Source organism: Pseudomonas sp. W2Aug9, from assembly GCF_023127755.1.
GTDB classification, from domain to species: Bacteria; Pseudomonadota; Gammaproteobacteria; order Pseudomonadales; family Pseudomonadaceae; genus Aquipseudomonas; species Aquipseudomonas synxantha_A.
In genome coordinates, this window is record NZ_SPKL01000001.1 from 172058 (window position 1) to 188136 (window position 16079).

General features: G+C 60.2%; 14 protein-coding genes. 5 read left to right on the top strand and 9 right to left on the bottom strand.

The features are described from left to right. Window positions 1–17: 17 nt before the first annotated feature. Window positions 18–974, top strand: a complete 957-nt coding sequence (locus E3O56_RS00755; RefSeq protein ID WP_005791679.1) for a TauD/TfdA family dioxygenase — start codon at window positions 18–20, stop codon at window positions 972–974. A 415-nt stretch (window positions 975–1389) separates the two neighbouring features. Here the strand turns inward: E3O56_RS00755 and E3O56_RS00760 are convergent, their stop codons facing one another. The 4 genes from E3O56_RS00760 to E3O56_RS00775 all read right to left on the bottom strand — a co-directional run bounded on the left by E3O56_RS00760 (window position 1390) and on the right by E3O56_RS00775 (window position 5745). Then, window positions 1390–1815 carry a hypothetical protein gene (locus E3O56_RS00760; protein ID WP_005791680.1) on the bottom strand — a complete coding sequence of 142 codons (426 nt, stop codon included), beginning with the start codon at window positions 1813–1815 and terminating at the stop codon, window positions 1390–1392. A gap of 13 nt (window positions 1816–1828) precedes the next feature. Then, window positions 1829–2401, bottom strand: a complete 573-nt coding sequence (locus E3O56_RS00765; protein WP_005791681.1) for a hypothetical protein — start codon at window positions 2399–2401, stop codon at window positions 1829–1831. 128 nt (window positions 2402–2529) lie between these two features. Next, a complete protein-coding gene (gene hrpB / locus E3O56_RS00770) occupies window positions 2530–5040 on the bottom strand; it encodes an ATP-dependent helicase HrpB (RefSeq protein WP_248127619.1) in 2511 nt (836 codons plus the stop codon). A gap of 54 nt (window positions 5041–5094) precedes the next feature. Further along, window positions 5095–5745: a hypothetical protein gene (locus E3O56_RS00775; protein WP_103734845.1), complete on the bottom strand. Its 651-nt coding sequence runs from the start codon at window positions 5743–5745 to the stop codon at window positions 5095–5097. Window positions 5746–6063: 318 nt separating this feature from the next. Here E3O56_RS00775 and E3O56_RS00780 point away from each other — a divergent pair, with 318 nt between their 5' ends. Both E3O56_RS00780 and E3O56_RS00785 read left to right on the top strand, forming a co-directional pair. Continuing rightward, window positions 6064–6483: a hypothetical protein gene (locus tag E3O56_RS00780; protein ID WP_005791686.1), complete on the top strand. Its 420-nt coding sequence runs from the start codon at window positions 6064–6066 to the stop codon at window positions 6481–6483. Window positions 6484–6492: 9 nt separating this feature from the next. Continuing rightward, the gene (locus E3O56_RS00785; protein ID WP_103734846.1) at window positions 6493–7386 is read left to right on the top strand and encodes a cation diffusion facilitator family transporter; all 894 of its coding nucleotides are present in this window, start codon (window positions 6493–6495) and stop codon (window positions 7384–7386) included. Here E3O56_RS00785 and E3O56_RS00790 read toward each other — a convergent pair. After that, window positions 7383–8339: a DUF6515 family protein gene (locus E3O56_RS00790; RefSeq protein ID WP_032879324.1), complete on the bottom strand. Its 957-nt coding sequence runs from the start codon at window positions 8337–8339 to the stop codon at window positions 7383–7385. The two genes, E3O56_RS00785 and E3O56_RS00790, sit on opposite strands and share 4 nt — an antisense overlap. Window positions 8340–8755: 416 nt before the next feature. On the opposite strand from E3O56_RS00790, the gene E3O56_RS00795 reads away from it, so the two are divergent. Together E3O56_RS00795 and E3O56_RS00800 are read left to right on the top strand one after the other, a co-directional pair. After that, a complete protein-coding gene (locus E3O56_RS00795; RefSeq protein WP_003194418.1) occupies window positions 8756–9235 on the top strand; it encodes an Lrp/AsnC family transcriptional regulator in 480 nt (159 codons plus the stop codon). A gap of 193 nt (window positions 9236–9428) precedes the next feature. Continuing rightward, entirely contained in the window at window positions 9429–9638 is a 210-nt protein-coding gene (locus E3O56_RS00800; protein ID WP_025999909.1) for a DUF2788 domain-containing protein, read from the top strand. On the opposite strand, the gene E3O56_RS00805 is transcribed toward E3O56_RS00800, so the two are convergent. The 4 genes from E3O56_RS00805 to E3O56_RS00820 form a co-directional block, all read right to left on the bottom strand. After that, window positions 9633–10265, bottom strand: coding sequence for a pseudouridine synthase (locus tag E3O56_RS00805; RefSeq protein WP_005791693.1), 633 nt, complete (start codon window positions 10263–10265; stop codon window positions 9633–9635). The genes E3O56_RS00800 and E3O56_RS00805 overlap by 6 nt on opposite strands. Before the next feature lie 71 nt (window positions 10266–10336). Further along, window positions 10337–11809: an AMP nucleosidase gene (gene amn / locus E3O56_RS00810; protein ID WP_164699529.1), complete on the bottom strand. Its 1473-nt coding sequence runs from the start codon at window positions 11807–11809 to the stop codon at window positions 10337–10339. A gap of 75 nt (window positions 11810–11884) precedes the next feature. Continuing rightward, window positions 11885–13543 carry an acyl-CoA dehydrogenase family protein gene (locus tag E3O56_RS00815; protein ID WP_078822411.1) on the bottom strand — a complete coding sequence of 553 codons (1659 nt, stop codon included), beginning with the start codon at window positions 13541–13543 and terminating at the stop codon, window positions 11885–11887. 68 nt (window positions 13544–13611) lie between these two features. After that, the gene (locus E3O56_RS00820) at window positions 13612–16011 is read right to left on the bottom strand and encodes a hybrid sensor histidine kinase/response regulator (RefSeq protein WP_103734848.1); all 2400 of its coding nucleotides are present in this window, start codon (window positions 16009–16011) and stop codon (window positions 13612–13614) included. Window positions 16012–16079: the final 68 nt, after the last annotated feature.

The window sequence follows — 16079 nt, forward strand, 5'->3', positions numbered from 1 at the left end:
AAAACAAGGAGCGTGAAATGAGCATACGTAAGTTTGATTTTTTTGAAACCAAAGAAATCTCAACGTTTCTGAAAGAGCATGGATATTGCGTTATCAAGCCTCAAGACCACTCTCTGGAAGCCTTTAGAGAGACCGCCGGCAAGTTTGGGCTGATTCAGTTTCATACCAAGTCCGATGAACACGGTGTGGTGGGCGGTGGCGAGCCGATCAACAAGGACTGGCAACGCTTCAAGGATGATTATCATGGCGAACTGTCGAGCGATTTTTTCCCGCATACCGATGGGTCATTCTTGAATGGCATCGCCTACGTAGAGGGCACTGCGAAAAAAATCACGCCACCCAAATTCGTCATTCTCCAGTGCGTTTCAAAGCCTGAATTTGGCGGCGACAACTTCCTGGTGGATGGGCAGAAAATCTACAATGACCTGCTTGCCAATAACGCCGAGACATTAAAAATTTTGATGACCAGCGGCAGTGTTACTTACTGCCGCGACGACTTGTTGTCCATCGATTGCGCAGTCTTTGAAAAAATCGATGACGAAACGTTAAGAATTCGCTACCGATATGACAGCACTGCGTTTATTCCCGAATGGGCCAACGCGGCGTTTAAATACATCCAGACCCACTACTCCACCAACGAGCGTTACATTACCCCCATCAGCCTTGAGCCAGGGGACATCCTGGTGATGGATAACCTGCGGGTCCTGCATGCCCGGCATAAATTCATCGATGGCAACCAGCAGAGAAAAGTAAGAAGGCTGTGGATCGCTGATGACGCGAGCACCACATTCAAGAACATCCTGGATCAATCCCCGGTACGCAGGGCCATGCTGCCCTTTCAGAACTACAATATTGCCCAGTCTGAAACCGCCGGGCATTCGTTCATCGAGTACACCTGCGGCATCCACGCCCAAGCGAGCAAATCGCTGCCAGACGCGCATAAGCAATTTGACAGTGCGCTTGAAGCGCTTTAAGCCCTTCAAGACAACCTCCTTGCTGTGATTCAACGCTTTCAGGTAACCCCCCAGTCATCAAAACGACTGGGGAGTTACTTACATTCAAGGCTTTCTGGGTTTGATCCGGGCCGTCGCTTCGGCCACCAATGGGTCATCCGGCCAGTAATGCTTCGTACCACCTAGCACCTTCGACATTGACAGCGTTGTAGCCCCTGACTTACCGGGCTTATGAGGTTTGCGTGAGAAACACCGTTGACTGTCAATCACGCTATGACGGATTGACATTTGGAAAGGGGATTTTATAGAGGGTTGACACACCACGGCGCATAGCGAAGGGAGTTCAGACGGGAAAACATTGACATTCAAAAGCCAACCACGCCCCTCTGGCCCCAATACACCATGACGGCACAAGGCCCCTGACCGCGAAGACCGCTCACATTCCTGGGGGAATATAACCGGGGACATACCTGACATTGGTGCACTTGCCATGAAGAATTCGTCCATCTTCGATCAGGAACTGCGCAATCTTCTTTTGTTGATTGATCTTCGCCTGCAATTTGCAATCGGAACTGTGCCCGACTTGTTGATAGTGTTCGGTGTACACCATGCCATTACCGGTATGGGTCATTGATGTCCCGGCCGCTTCGGTGGTGGTCCAGCTCGCGGACTTGTACCAGGTCAGCACCGCCAAGGGTTCGCCGTTCGAACCGAGTTCCTTTTTCATCGAATCGGGTTTGCCGAACAAGTCCAGCGCTTCCTGCATATCACGCCCTTCCCAGCGGCTTTGCGCAATAGTGGAACAGCCAGTCAAGAGCAAGACGGCCAACAGAGTGGTTAACAATAAGCGTATGTAAGTCATTGGCTGTCCCGGCTTATTTATTCAGTTCGAGCAGGCTGTCGATGTTGTCCATCATCTGGCTCTTTTCCTGAATCGGTGCGAGTTTGAAGAACATCTGCTGCAGCATCTCGATCATCTGCAGGTATTCCATCTTGCCCACGGCGGCCATGTCGTTTTTAGCTCGACTGCCCGGCGCACAGGCAAACTTCAGCGCTTGCTGTACCCAGAACTCTTTCGGGGTTTGCCATTGATTGGCAACTTTCAGATGGCGCAGGGTGTAAGCCAGACGCTCGACGGATTGGCCATTGATAAAGCGCACTTTGCCCGTAGAGCACTGGGCTTCGAGGTTGTACACGTCGATCATTGGTTTGCCGGGCTCTTCATAAACCAGGGTCACCGCGACCATGGTCGCGCCTTTAGTTTTTTCAGAAGGCACTACCGACGTGGCATCGGCGACGTACATGATGTTTTTTTGGGCCACGCCGTTGCCGTAGATAATCCACCAGTCACCAATCGGATTGGGCTCTTCGGCATTTGCCGAATTGGAGGCAAACAGCAGCGCAGCCGACAAGAAGATCAACTTCTTGAACTTGAAGAGAAATGACATGGGCAGTTCCGTTCCTTGGGTACACGTTGCCAGGCAGCAACTTGTTATTGTTCGGGCCGCCACTTTAGGAGGCGGCTCGGACAGGCACAATTAGGGCGGATGGGCTAATGGCGCGCTGCCATTACTGCTCAGGTGCCTCGAGGTTTTGCCCGTGCTGTGGCTTCGGCCACCAACGGATCATCCGGCCAGTAATGCTTCGGATACCGCCCCTTCAAATCCTTCTTCACCTCGGCGTAGGTACTGCGCCAGAAGTTCGCCAGATCCTGCGTGACCTGCACCGGCCGCCGCGCCGGGGACAGCAGGTGCAACTTCACGGCCAGGCGCCCGCCGGCGATACGCGGGGTGTCTGCCAGCCCGAACAATTCCTGCAAGCGCACCGCCAGAATCGGCGGCTGCTCGCTGTAGTCCAGGCGTACCGATGATCCCGACGGCACTTTCACATGCTGCGGCGCCAACTCTTCCAGGCGTTGGGGCAATGGCCAGGGCAGCAGGTTATGCAGACAGCTGGAAATATCCAGGTTGGCGAAATGGCTGAGGCGCGAGACCTTGCCCAGGTAAGGCATCAACCAGTGTTCGAGGCTGGCCAGTAGCGCCTTGTCGCTGATGTCGGGCCACTCGCTGGTGTTGCCGGCGTCGAGTTGGCGCAACAGCATCACACGGGCTTGCCACTGACGCAGTTCCGGAGTCCAGGGCAGCAGTTCCAGGCCTTTGCGGCGCACCAGGTTGACCAGCGCCTGGCTGCGGGCGGATTCGTCGAGGCCGGTCAGCGGTTCGCGGCTGAGTACCAACTCACCGACTTTGCGTTGGCGCTCGGCACGCAAGACGCCTTCGCGTTCGTCCCAGTCGAGTTGGTCGACATTGCGCACTTGCTCGGCCAGCACCGTGTCGAACAACGCCGGATCAAAATCCGCCGCCAGGTAGATGCGTTCTTCGCGCTGACCCTGGCGACTGCCCAGGTCGGCGATCACCAGCCAGGGTTGTTTCATCAGGCTGTCGGCTTCGGCAAACAGCGCCGCGCGACCATTGGCCAGGCGATATTCAGCGCCACCGGGGCGACGTTGCTGGGCGACGCGGTCCGGGTAGGCCAGTGCCAGCAAGGCGCCGAGCCAGCGCGGGTGGTCGGGATTGTCCACCGGCTGGGTCGCCTTGCCGCGCAGGTAGCCACCGTATTGCCGTGCCAACTGCTTGGCGCGCTGCACGCCACCCTGAGTGCCGCGTGCGCGTTCTTCACCGGCCATCAGCGCCAGGCGGCTGTGCAAGTCGGCACCGCCGCCGCGCAGGATATCGCGCTCGCCCAACAGGGCTGCCACGTCACAGGCCATGGCAGCCAGCCCCAGGTCCTGGCCACGCAATAACAGATGGGCAATACGCGGGTGGGCCGGCAGCTCGGCCATCTTCTGGCCATGGGCGGTGAGGGTTGCTTCGTTCAATGCACCCAGGCGTTGCAACAGCTCCTGAGCCTGGGCATAGGCGGCAGTCGGTGGGATGTCCAGCCAAACCAACTGGCTGGGCGTCACGCCCCAACGCGCCAGTTGCAAGGCCAGCCCGGCCAGGTCGGCGGCGAGAATTTCCGCACTACCATAGGCGGCCAAACCGTCATGCTGGTCTTCGGACCACAACCGATAACACACCCCCGGTTCCAACCGCCCTGCCCGACCGGCGCGCTGGGTGGCGCTGGCACGGGAGATGCGCTGGGTGTCGAGGCGCGTCATGCCGCTGCCCGGGTCAAAACGTGGCACCCGCGCCAGCCCGGCGTCGATCACCACGCGCACGCCGTTGATGGTCAGGCTGGTCTCGGCGATGTTGGTGGCCAGCACCACTTTGCGCTTGCCGGCCGGCGCCGGGTCGATGGCGGCGCGCTGGGCGTTGAGGTCCAGCTCACCGTGCAGGGGGCATAACAGCACATCCGGGCGATCACCCAAGGCCTCGGCCAGTTGCTGGTTGACCCGGCGAATCTCCGCTTGCCCCGGCAAAAACACGAGCACGCTGCCGGTCTCGTCATGCAGGGCTTCGAGGACGGTTTGTACCACGCGCGGCTCGATAAACTCCCCGGCCTGGTACGGCCGGCCCCAGCGCATCTGCACCGGGAACATGCGCCCTTCACTGCGCAGAATCGGCGCGTCATCCAGCAAGCCCGCCAGGCGCTCGCCTTCGAGAGTGGCGGACATCAGCAGGATCTTCAGCGGCTGGTCGTCGCGAAACAGCTCGCGCCCGTTAAGGCTCAGGGCCAGCGCCAGGTCGGCGTCGAGGCTGCGCTCGTGGAATTCGTCGAAGATCAACAGGCCCACGCCATCCAATGCCGGGTCGTCCTGCAGGCGGCGAGTGAGGATGCCTTCGGTCACCACCTCGATACGCGTGTTGGGGCCGACTTTGCTGTCCAGGCGAATGCGGTAGCCCACGGTCTCACCGACCTTTTCACCCAGCTCGCTGGCCAGTCTTTCGGCGGCGGCCCGTGCGGCCAGGCGCCGGGGTTCGAGCATCAGGATGGTTTGCCCGGCGAGCCACGGCTCATGCAACAAGGCCAACGGCACGCGGGTGGTTTTACCGGCGCCAGGCGGCGCTTCCAGCACGGCTTCATGGCGATGCGCCAAGGCGTCACGCAGGGCGGGTAAAACATCATCGATCGGCAACGAATTCATAAGGGTTCTCTGGCAATCCGCGCAGTTAAGAGGCGTAACCGATCCGGCGACTGCCTAATGTATGGGCCGTCCATACCAACACATGACCATCGAGTTGACGTCCTGCTTTTCGTCGGAGCTCTCTTCAGGTTTTTGATAGAGACACACAAAAACCACGATGGCCCCGACGCCAAGGGTCCCAAGACTTAAAACAATATCCAAATCGACATTTGAATGAAACGAGTCAAAGAACACTCGCGGCGCAGCCCAGTGGATGAAGAATATAAAGAGCGGAAAAATAAAAGCCCCTTTCCACAGCACAATGTCGACGGGAAATTCAAGCAACCTGCAGGCAGCAAGAAACCCCAACAGGTAAGCGTAATAAGTAACCATCAAGCTGATCATGAATTTCGTCAGGGCCAAGGCCATGATCACCAGCCAATGCTCCTTTGCTGCATATGAAACGGGTGCAATAAGACGGGTGATACCGATGATCAGACAGGTTATGACCATTAGTACTGCGATAGAAATAGGTGCCAGTCCTTCACCGTAAGCTTTGTTCAAGAGCTCGCCAACTTCGGGTTTCAGACAAGTGCCCCAGTAAATCAACGCCATGGAAAACAACAAATACACCAGGAACAAACTGGAGTATTCGACGAAAAAAGCTTTCAGATCTTCACAAAAAGTCCGGTTATAAAGTGTGTTTGCCTGCTGCTCTTCAGTCATCATCCTTCCTTGATTTTTGTAAACTGCACAGTGTTTCGTCTGCAAACAGAAAAGCTTGAACACCATTGGCGTCCAGACAGGACGGCGAGTATAACGGCGAACTGCCGGATGCCGATGCAGGTCTCAAAAATACCCACTCTTTGGACTGGGAATGCAGTCAAAGGTGGGAGCTGGCTTGCCTGCGATAGCGGTGTGACAGTCACCGCTGTATTCCCCGAACCGACGCTATCGCAGGCAAGCCAGCTCCCACATTGGTTCATAAGCGTTTGGCAGATCTGGCTTATAGTCACCCTTAAATAGTGTTCAGGAGACTTTTTCATGCGTATCGCTTCCCGTGTCATCGGCGGTGTCCTCGCCGTCACCCTGCTGAGCCAACTCACCGCCTGCGGCTCGATTTTCTACCCCGACCGCCGTGGCCAGATCGACGGCAAGATCGACCCGGCCATTGCCGTGCTCGATGCCGTCGGCCTGCTGTTCTACGTGATCCCGGGCCTGATCGCGTTTGGGGTCGACTTCGCCACGGGCGCGATCTACTACGAACCCGGCAAGACCGCCCAGGTCGCGCCCGAGAAATTGCACGAAGCCATCGGCGCCGACGGCAAGGTCGACAATGCCAAGCTGCAAAGCATCATTGAGAAGGAAACCGGCCGCAGCTTGCCGCTGGACGACCCGCGTCTGATCCAGTTCAAGGGCAGCGTGCAACAACTCGCGTCCCTGGGCCTGCAGCCCGCCGCGTAGGGACAGCCCATGACCAGCAGTCCCGAACACGCCAGGCTTCTGCGCCTGGCCACCCGCGCCTCGGTGGGCGTGGCCAGTGTGCTGATTATCACCAAGGCCATCGCCTGGTGGCTCAGCGGCTCGGTGAGTATGCTCGCCGGGCTGACCGACTCGCTGCTCGACGGCGTGACCTCGCTGTTGAATCTGCTGGCCGTGCATTACGCCCTGCGCCCGGCCGATGACGATCACCGTTACGGGCACGGCAAGGCGGAGTCGCTGGCGGGCATGGCGCAAGCCTTGTTTATTGCCGGCAGTGCGGTGCTGATTGCGCTCCAGGCCTTTGAACGGCTCAAGCATCCGGAGCCGGTCGGCGCACCGTGGCTGAGCATTGGCGTGATTATCCTGTCGCTGGCGCTGACCGTGGCCCTGCTGATGCTGCAACACCGCGTGGTGCGCGAGACCGGCTCCAACGCGGTGCGCGCCGACTCGCTGCACTACCGCTCGGACTTGCTGCTCAACGGCAGCATCCTGATTGCGCTGGTGTTGGCCGGTTTTGGCTTTCATCAGGTCGATGCCTGGTTTGGCCTGGGTATCGCCGCCTATATTCTGTGGAGTGCGATCCAGATCGCCCGCGAAAGCTTTGCGGTGTTGATGGACGAAGAGTTACCGTCAGATGTCAGCCAGCACATGCTGGAACTGGCTCGTGGCGTACCCGGCGTGCTGGGGGCCCACGACTTGCGTACGCGGGTTTCCGGCAACCACTGGTTTGTGCAGCTGCACCTGGAGTTGCCGGGGGAATTGACGCTGTCGGTGGCTCACGGCATCAGCGACCAGGCCGCCGACGCCATTCACCGGGAATACCCGAAAGCCGAAGTATTGGTGCACGCCGACCCGCTGGAAGTGGTCACCGGCAACAAAACCTAGTACTGCACCTGATACCCACGACTGCCCAGGCAGTTGCCCTGGGCCTGGCGGTAGGTTTGCACCACCGCCGGGTCCGGGGCGTAGGTGACGGTGCGCGGGTCGAAGCCGCTTTGCTGCACCGCCCAGCGATAACAGTCGTAGCCGTCCTGCTGCACCTGCGCCGGCGATTGGCCGTTGGCAGGGTAGGCCACTACGTCATAGCCGTTGCCTTGCGGCGCCGGCTGGGGTGATGGCACTTGCGCAGGAGGCTGCACCACCACGTATTGCTGGGTGCTTTGCTCATAGGCGTAGTACGCGCCAGCGGCAAGGAACAACAGCGAGCCCCCTACCCATACTTCACGCGCATAGTCCGGCAGGTAATGCACACGGATGCCATAGGGTGGTGTCACCACCACGTAGCGTGGGCCTTGGGGGCGATACCAGTAGCCGCCGGAGAAAAAGTAGTCCTGGCCACGGTAAGGCACGCGGTAATTGCGGTCGGGAAAACGGTCGATGACATAACCAGGGCGATGTTGCGGGCCCGGACCCCAGCCGTTGCCATGCCCGTCGGGGCGGCCTGGCCAGCGGTTATCACCGGGGCGATCGTTACCCGGACGCGAACCGGGGCCGCCAGCCTCCCAATGCCGATTGTCATCGGGGCGCCTGGGGATATCACGGTAATAACCCTGGCGCGGTTCCTGAGTCTGGCGCACCGTATCGGGCCGGCCCTGGATCGGCAGGTTATTGGAAGGTTGCGGTGCAGGTCGCCCTGGCTCATGACCTTGCGGGCGACCTTGCCATTGGCCACCCTCGTGCTGGCCGCCGCGATCATCCTGCGGGTTTTGTGGACGTGGCTGATTGTGCTCAGGCCGTTGACCCGGGCCCGGTGAGTTATCGCGCTCGTCGGCCATTACCTGCGTGCCGACGCTTGCCACCAGCAAACCAACACCTGCCATACGCCAGATGCGCTTCATGCTTTTCCTCACTGCGGATTAGGGCCTACACATGAGACTGGAAAAGCCTCACCCGGTTCTCACGCAGGTTATCAGTCGTGGGCACTATTTTCTCAAGGCAAAAGAAAAGGGGTGACCCGTCGGCCACCCCTTGAGAATTTCGTCCGTGCTCAACGCTTTTGACGTTGGCTCACCTCACGCCGTCTTGTGGACAGTGTGCAGCCTGGAGGCCGGCTCAACCCTGCTGGGGCGGCGGCCGCAGCGGGCCTGATTGGGCGCGCTGCTGTGGACTGTTGTCCAGGCGGTGATTCTGTTGGTAATCATAGGCGTGCCGGGCGGACAGATGATTGCGAAGATTGCGTCAATAAACAGTGCTTGCGCAATTTTTAACCCTTCATGGATAATTCACCGCAATAGTTACGACAAAGGCCAACCCAATGAGCAAGCTTGACCGATACGACCTGAGTATTTTGGCGGAATTGCAGCGCGACGCGAGGATCTCCAACCAGGAGCTGGCCGAACGCATCGGCCTGTCGCCTTCGCCCTGCTCGCGCCGGGTCAAGCAATTGGAAGACGACGGCTATATCGCCCGCCAGGTCGCCCTGCTGGATCGCAAGATGCTCGGCCTTAGCCTTACAGCCTACGTATTGATCGGCATGGACCGGCACACGCCGGAGCGTTTCGAGAATTTTGAAGCCGCCATTCGCACCTTGCCGCAAGTGCTGGAATGCAGTTTGGTGACCGGGATGGACGCGGACTACCAGTTGAAGGTGGTGGTGCCGGATATGGACCATTACCAGAAACTGCTGCTGGGCCATCTGACCCGCATCGAAGGGGTGACCAGCGTGCGTTCCAGCTTTGTGCTCAACCAGGTACTCAACAGCACCGAACTGCCGCTGACCCACCTGCGCACCTGAGAACACAGAGATTCAAATGTGGGAGGGGGCTTGCTCCCGATAGCGGTAGGTCAGTTGATAAATAACTGACACTCAGTCATCGGGAGCAAGCCCCCTCCCACATTTGGATTGTGCTTCGACTCAGGTCAATGTTGCGTCTGTAACGCTGCCGTATACTGCTCGCTTGTCTTGCTGGAAGAGCGCCATGAACAACATCGACCCCGCCCTGTTTGAAGAATGGATGATGACCGGCCTGGTCACTATCCTCATCATTTTCATGGGCTTTATCGTCTGGGACCTGGCGAAGAAATCCAAGGCCGGGCGCTTTGGCTCATTCATTCTGTTTTTCGTTCTGGGCCTGGGCGTGGCCGCGTTCATCATCAAGAGCGTGGTGATCGGCTTGATCGAGTCCGGCGCTTTATAGGCGCGCCGGTACTGCTTTCCATTGGCCTTGATCCAGGCCGTCGATAGACCAGTCACCAATGCGCACGCGCACCAGGCGCAGCGTCGGCAGGCCCACCGCTGCGGTCATGCGCCGTACCTGACGGTTGCGCCCTTCCCGAATCACCAATTCCAGCCAATGGGTGGGCACGCTTTTACGAAAACGTACCGGCGGGTTGCGCGGCCATAATGCCGGCTCATCCAACTGACGGGCCTCGGCAGGCAAGGTCATGCCGTCGTTCAGCTCGACGCCATCGCGCAGGCGTTGCAGCTGTTCTTCGGTCGGCTCGCCTTCCACCTGCACCCAGTAGGTTTTCGCCAGCTTGTGCTTGGGGTCGGCGATGCGCGCCTGAAGCTGGCCATCGTTGGTCAACAGCAGCAAGCCTTCGCTGTCACGGTCCAGGCGCCCGGCCGGGTAAATACCGGGAATGTCGATGAAATCCTTGAGGGTCGCGCGACCGCCTTCGTCGCTGAACTGGGTCAACACGTCGAACGGCTTATTGAACAGGATCAGCTTCGGCTCGGCCGGTGGCGCCTTGGCGACACGCCGAACAGGCTGCGAAGGTTTCACGCCTGGGCGGCGCGAATCGGGACGGGTAGGACGGGACATGGCAAAGAAACATCTAACGGTCAGGACCGACAATGCTAGTGGCCTGACCGCCAAATGACCATCCCAACCGCTTAGCGGAACGGCGGCTCGTCGAAGCTGCGCAGTTTGCGCGAGTGCAACGAGTTGAGTTCGGTGCGCAACAGGTCGACCGCCTCGATGCCGATCTTCAAGTGCTGGCTGACCGCACGCTCGTAGAACGCGTTGGCCGAACCCGGCAGCTTGATCTCGCTGTGCAAGGGTTTGTCGGATACGCATAACAAGGTGCCGTAAGGCACGCGCAAACGGTAACCCTGGGCGGCGATGGTGCCGCTTTCCATGTCCACGGCCACGGCGCGGGACAGGTTGATCAGCGGCCGTTCCTGGGCCCAGCGCAATTCCCAGTTACGGTCGTCATAGGTCAGCACGGTACCGGTGCGCAGGCGTTTTTTCAGCTCTTCGCCTTTTTCGCCAGTGACGTGGGCCGCCGCTTGCTGAAGCGCCAACTGCACCTCGGCCAGGGCCGGGATCGGGATGTTCGGCGGTACCACGCGGTCAAGAATCCCGTCACGGCGCATATAGGCGTGGGCCAGTACGTAGTCGCCGATGGTCTGGGATTGGCGCAGGCCGCCGCAGTGGCCGATCATCAGCCAGCAATGCGGGCGCAACACGGCCAGGTGGTCGGTGATGTTCTTGGCGTTGGACGGGCCCACGCCGATGTTCACCAGGGTCACGCCGTGGCCGTCACTGGCTTGCAGGTGATACGCCGGCATCTGGTAGCGATGCCAGACCACGCCGGCGGCAATCGCCGAAGCTTCGCCGTGGTCCATGCTCTTGTCGATGACCACGTTGCCCGGCAGCACCATGCGGATAAAACGCGGGTCGCTGCGCAGTTGTTCCAGGCCGTGCAGGATGAACTGGTCAACGTAGCGGTGGTAGTTGGTCAGCAGGATCCACGGCTGTACATGGCGCCAATCGCTGCCGGTGTAATGCACCAGGCGGCGCAGGGAAAAGTCCACGCGCGCCGCGTCGAACAATGCCAGGGGCAGCGGGTCGGTGTTTTCCCAGTCGTAAAGGCCATCGGCAATGCCGTCGGTGGCGGCGGACAGGTCGGTACTGGGGAATACGCGGGCCAGGGTCGCGGCGGTCACGCCGGAGCCGGCCAGTTCGTCGCCCTGCTCCACCACATACGGGTACGGAATGTTCTGCTGGCTGACGCCCACTTCCACCGTGACGGTGAAGTCGTGCATCAGCGGCACCAGTTGCTCCAGCAGATACTTACGAAACGCGGCGGGGTGGGTCACGGTGACGCTGTAGGTACCCGGCAGTTGCACCTTGGCATATGCACGGGTGGTCTGTGGGACTTCGCCATGGCAGTGGTAGGTCAGGCGCAGTTCCGGGTAGCGAAACAGTGCACGTTGTGCGGCGTCGGGCTCGACGCGGTCCTTGAGGTATTGCTTGAGGGCTTGATTGAGCGCGCCGGTGGCTTGCTCATGCAGAGCCGCCAGCCGGTCCACGGCTTCTTCGGCGGTTTTAACGACAACAAAAGCTTCGGTCACGGTAAGCATCCTGTGTTCTGGACTTGCAGGCCTTTATCTTGCCTGTATCCCGGCCTCACCGAAACAGCCGGATTGGAATGCACCTTAAAATATGGGAGATGGCGGGGTTGAGCGCGCGACTATGGCTTCTACATCCACCCCACGCGGCAAGGTGCCATATACCCGCCCCGACGATTCGCCCAACCGGCTGGCGATAAACCCGTCGCTGACCGCCGCATTTCCTGCCTCCAGCAATAACTTGGCCTGCAACGCCACGGCAATATCCTCGGTCAACTGCCGCGCACGGTACTGAATGTCCTGGGTGTCCATAAACGCCGACTTCAACTGCTCGATATGCCGCGCCAGTTGCTTGTCACCATGGCCGTCTCCCAACTCAACAAACAGCACCTCCAGCACGCCCGGCTCTTTGGACAAGGCGCGGAGTACGTCCAGGCATTGCACATTGCCGGAACCTTCCCATGTCGAGTTCACCGGCGCCTCACGGTAAAGACGCGGCAAGATGCTGTCTTCCACATACCCGGCGCCGCCCATGCATTCGGCGGCTTCGTTGATCATCGCGGGCGCTCGCTTGCAGATCCAATACTTGCCCACCGCCGTGACCAGCCGAGCGAACTTGGCTTCCTGTTCATCTTCAAGATGATCCAGGGCGCGCCCCATGCGCAGGCTCAAGGCCAGGGCCGCTTCGCTCTCCAATGCCAGGTCGGCCAGGACGTTCTGCATCAGCGGCTGCTGGTTGAGCACGCGGCCACCGACCAGGCGGTGCGCGCAGTGATGACTGGCCTGGGTCAACGCCTGGCGCATCAAGGCGCTGGAGCCGACCATGCAATCGAAGCGGGTCATGGCGACCATTTCGATGATGGTCGGCACACCCCGGCCCTCTTCACCGACCATCCAGGCCAGGGCGCCGCGAAACTCTACTTCGCTGGACGCGTTGGAGCAGTTGCCGAGTTTGTTCTTCAAGCGCTGGATATAGAACTCGTTGCGCGTGTCATCCGGGCGGTGCCGGGGCAGCAGGAAACAGGTCAGGCCCTTGTCGGTCTGGGCCAGGGTCAGGAAGCCGTCGCACATCGGTGCCGAGCAGAACCACTTGTGGCCCACCAGCTCATAGGCCTGGCCGGGCCCACCCGCGCCCACCGGATAAGCGCGTGTGGTGTTGGCCCGCACGTCGGTGCCGCCCTGCTTCTCGGTCATGGCCATGCCGATGGTGGCGCCGGCTTTGTGGGCAATGCCGACGTTGCGTGGGTCATATTGGGTCGAAAGGATTTTCGGCAACCAGCGATCTGCCAGGTCCGGTTGCAGGCGCAAGGCCGGAACGCAGGCGAAGGTCATGGTCAGCGGGCAACCGGTGCCGGCCTCGGCCTGGCTGTGCAGGTAGGTCATTGCCGCACGGGCCACATGGGCGCCGGCCTGCGGGTGAGCCCAGGGCAGCGACGGCAGGCCATGCTCAACAGCAGTGCGCATCAGTTCGTGATAAGCCGGATGAAACTCCACCAGGTCAATGCGATGACCATAACGGTCATGGCTGCTGAACACCGGTTTGTTCTGATTGGCCAGGAACCCGGCTGCCATCAACGGCCCTCCGGCCAGCGCGCCGTAGGCATCGATACGCGATTCGGCCCAGCCGGCGCCAAAGCGACGCGACCATTGCTGCAGGGGCAAGTCGATGCGATACAGGTTGGTGCCGTCCAGGGACGGTGGCTGATTGGTGACGTCGTGGGTTTCGGCAAACTGATGCAGGTTCATGACGGGCCTCCTGGAAAAAGGCCACGTGAAAGAGGGGCCTTGAATTCAGTTAAGCACCGACCTCACGCTTAAAACAGTGGCATACCCGCCGAATGCCCGGCGCTTTCGCCCTCACCCAAGCGCAACACGCGGCGCTCCAGCACCCCTTGCAGGGCTTCGAACCGCACCGGTTTAGCCAGGCGATCAGTCATGCCGATGCCATGGCAGCGTTCACGCTCTGGTCCATCACTTGAGCTACTCAAGGCGATCACCGGCAACTCACCACAGTCGGGCAGTGCACGAATCTGACAGCACAATGAGAAGCCGCCCTCCGGCACGTCGAGCAGCACCGCATCGAAGCGATTGCCTTGTAATGCCGCGAGTGCCGCCGGGCCGTTATCTACGGTTTTCACCCGGTAGCCGAGTTTGAGCAACATGCCACGCACCGCCAACTGGCCGACGCTGTTGTCGTCCACCAGCAACACGGTGCAATCCTGGGGCGCACGCTGCCTGGGCTGCGCTTGCCCGCTCGGCTTGGGTTGCGCAGGCACCACGCTGACGTCCACCTCCAACTGAAAACGGCTGCCCTTGCGCGGCTCCGAATGATGGGTCAGGCGCCCACCCAACAGCTCGATCAACTGCCGGCAAATCGCCAAACCAATGCCCAGGCCGCCGTATTCGCGAGTCATGGAGCCGTCAAGCTGGAAGAAGCGCTGGTACAGCGTGGCCTCATCGAGAAAGGCGAAGCCGATACCGGTGTCGGTGACAATAAAGCTCAGGTGCAATGCACCCTCCCCTTCGGGCACCCCAACCACGCGCAAGCGCACAGCGCCGAGTTGGGTAAATTTGAATGCATTGTCCAGCAGGCAATCCAGGCATTGGAGCAGTTTGTCGGCATCGCCAATCACCCGGTCCGGCAACTCATCGGCAACATCAATGGAAAACGCCAGGCCCTTGCTCTGCGCGCTGGGGGTGAACTGCTGGCGCAAGGTGTCGAGCACACCGCGCAGGCTGAACGCTTGCGGCTGGGCCACCATCCGACCGGCCTGCAACTCGGTCAGGGTGAGGATACCGTTGACCATGCGCATCATGTCCCGCGCCGAGCCCGCGGCGGTTTGCTGGTACTGCGCCAGGTCCTCGCCCAACGGCACGGTCTGCATCAATTCCAGGGAACCAATCACCCCATTCATCGGCGTGCGCAGTTCGTGGGTCAGGGTGGCGAGGAACTCGTCTTTGAGGCGATTACTGCGGGCCAGTTGCTGGTTGAGCGCTTCGAGCTTCTGGCTGGCGTCGAGGAGGATTTGCGCCTGCTGTTCGCGCATACCGTTGATGCGGTCGGCCAGGGCCAGGGACAGCAGTGCCACTTCAATGGCCGAGCCGAGCTGGCTGGCGTACATGGTCAGGAACACGTTGGGCAGGTAGCCCAGCACCATCAGCGTATTGACCACTCCGCCCAGCAGGAACGCCGACCAGGCGATGATGAAGTAGCGCGCCATGCGCTGCCCGCAGTACCAGGCCTTGATCGCGGCGACAAAGATGGTCACGGTGAACACCAGCGCCAGGCCGGTGGCCAGGCGCAGGGCCACGGCGTAGCTGGTCAACAGCGCCAGCGCCATCACCACGCCGCCGCAGGCTGCCAGCGCCAGCAGGATCCGGTCGATCCAGCGGCTGTGCTGCACGGTGTGCAGGAAGCTGCGAGCGAACAGGCTGCCGAACAATGCCGCCGATCCGATCAGGAACGGCACCGCCGCATTCGCCCACCACGGGTTGTTCGGCCAGAAGTACTGCACCGCGACGCCATTGACCGACAGCTGGTACAAGCCGAACGATGCAATATAGAGGATGTAATAGAGGTAGCTGGTGTCGCGCACGCTGAGGTAAATGAACAGGTTGTAGATCAGCATGCCCAGCAGCACACCATAAATAGCCCCGAGTACATACAAGCGCAGCGGTTGTTCTTCCAGGTACGCCGTGCCCGCCCACAGGGTCAGCGGCGCCTGGATCGAGCCCTGGCTTTGCAAGCGCAGGTACAGGGTCTGCTGCTGATCGGGCGCAAAATTGAGCTTGAACAGGTAATTGCTCTGGCTCACCTCACGGCTGGAAAACGGTAATGCACTGCCGGTGCGGGCGGTCAGGCGGTAGTGACCGGTGCCGTCGCTCTGATACAGGTCCAGGCGATTGAGCGGCGGATAAGCCAACTCCAGAAACCAGGTGCGCGGTGCACGAGGATCTGTTGCGCTGTAATGCAGGTTGACCTTGAGCCAGAACACCGAGCGCGAATAGCCGGCGTTGAGAGTGGCTTTGTCATGGGTCTTGAACTGGGCGGCGTAGGCGGGGGAACTGACATCGGCAATGGTGAGGGCATCGGTTGGATCTTCGAGCACTTGCATGACCTGACCCAGCGGCAGGCTTCGCGTGTCCTGGTTGAACTCGACGGCGCCGGCGAGCAAGGGTAGCCCGCACAATATAAAGATCAGCAAATAGCGCATAGAGCCCCAGCGTGGCCTGTCCGGTTATGTCAAAAGCCCCCCATCCTTTTGAGAAGACGTACACCGGC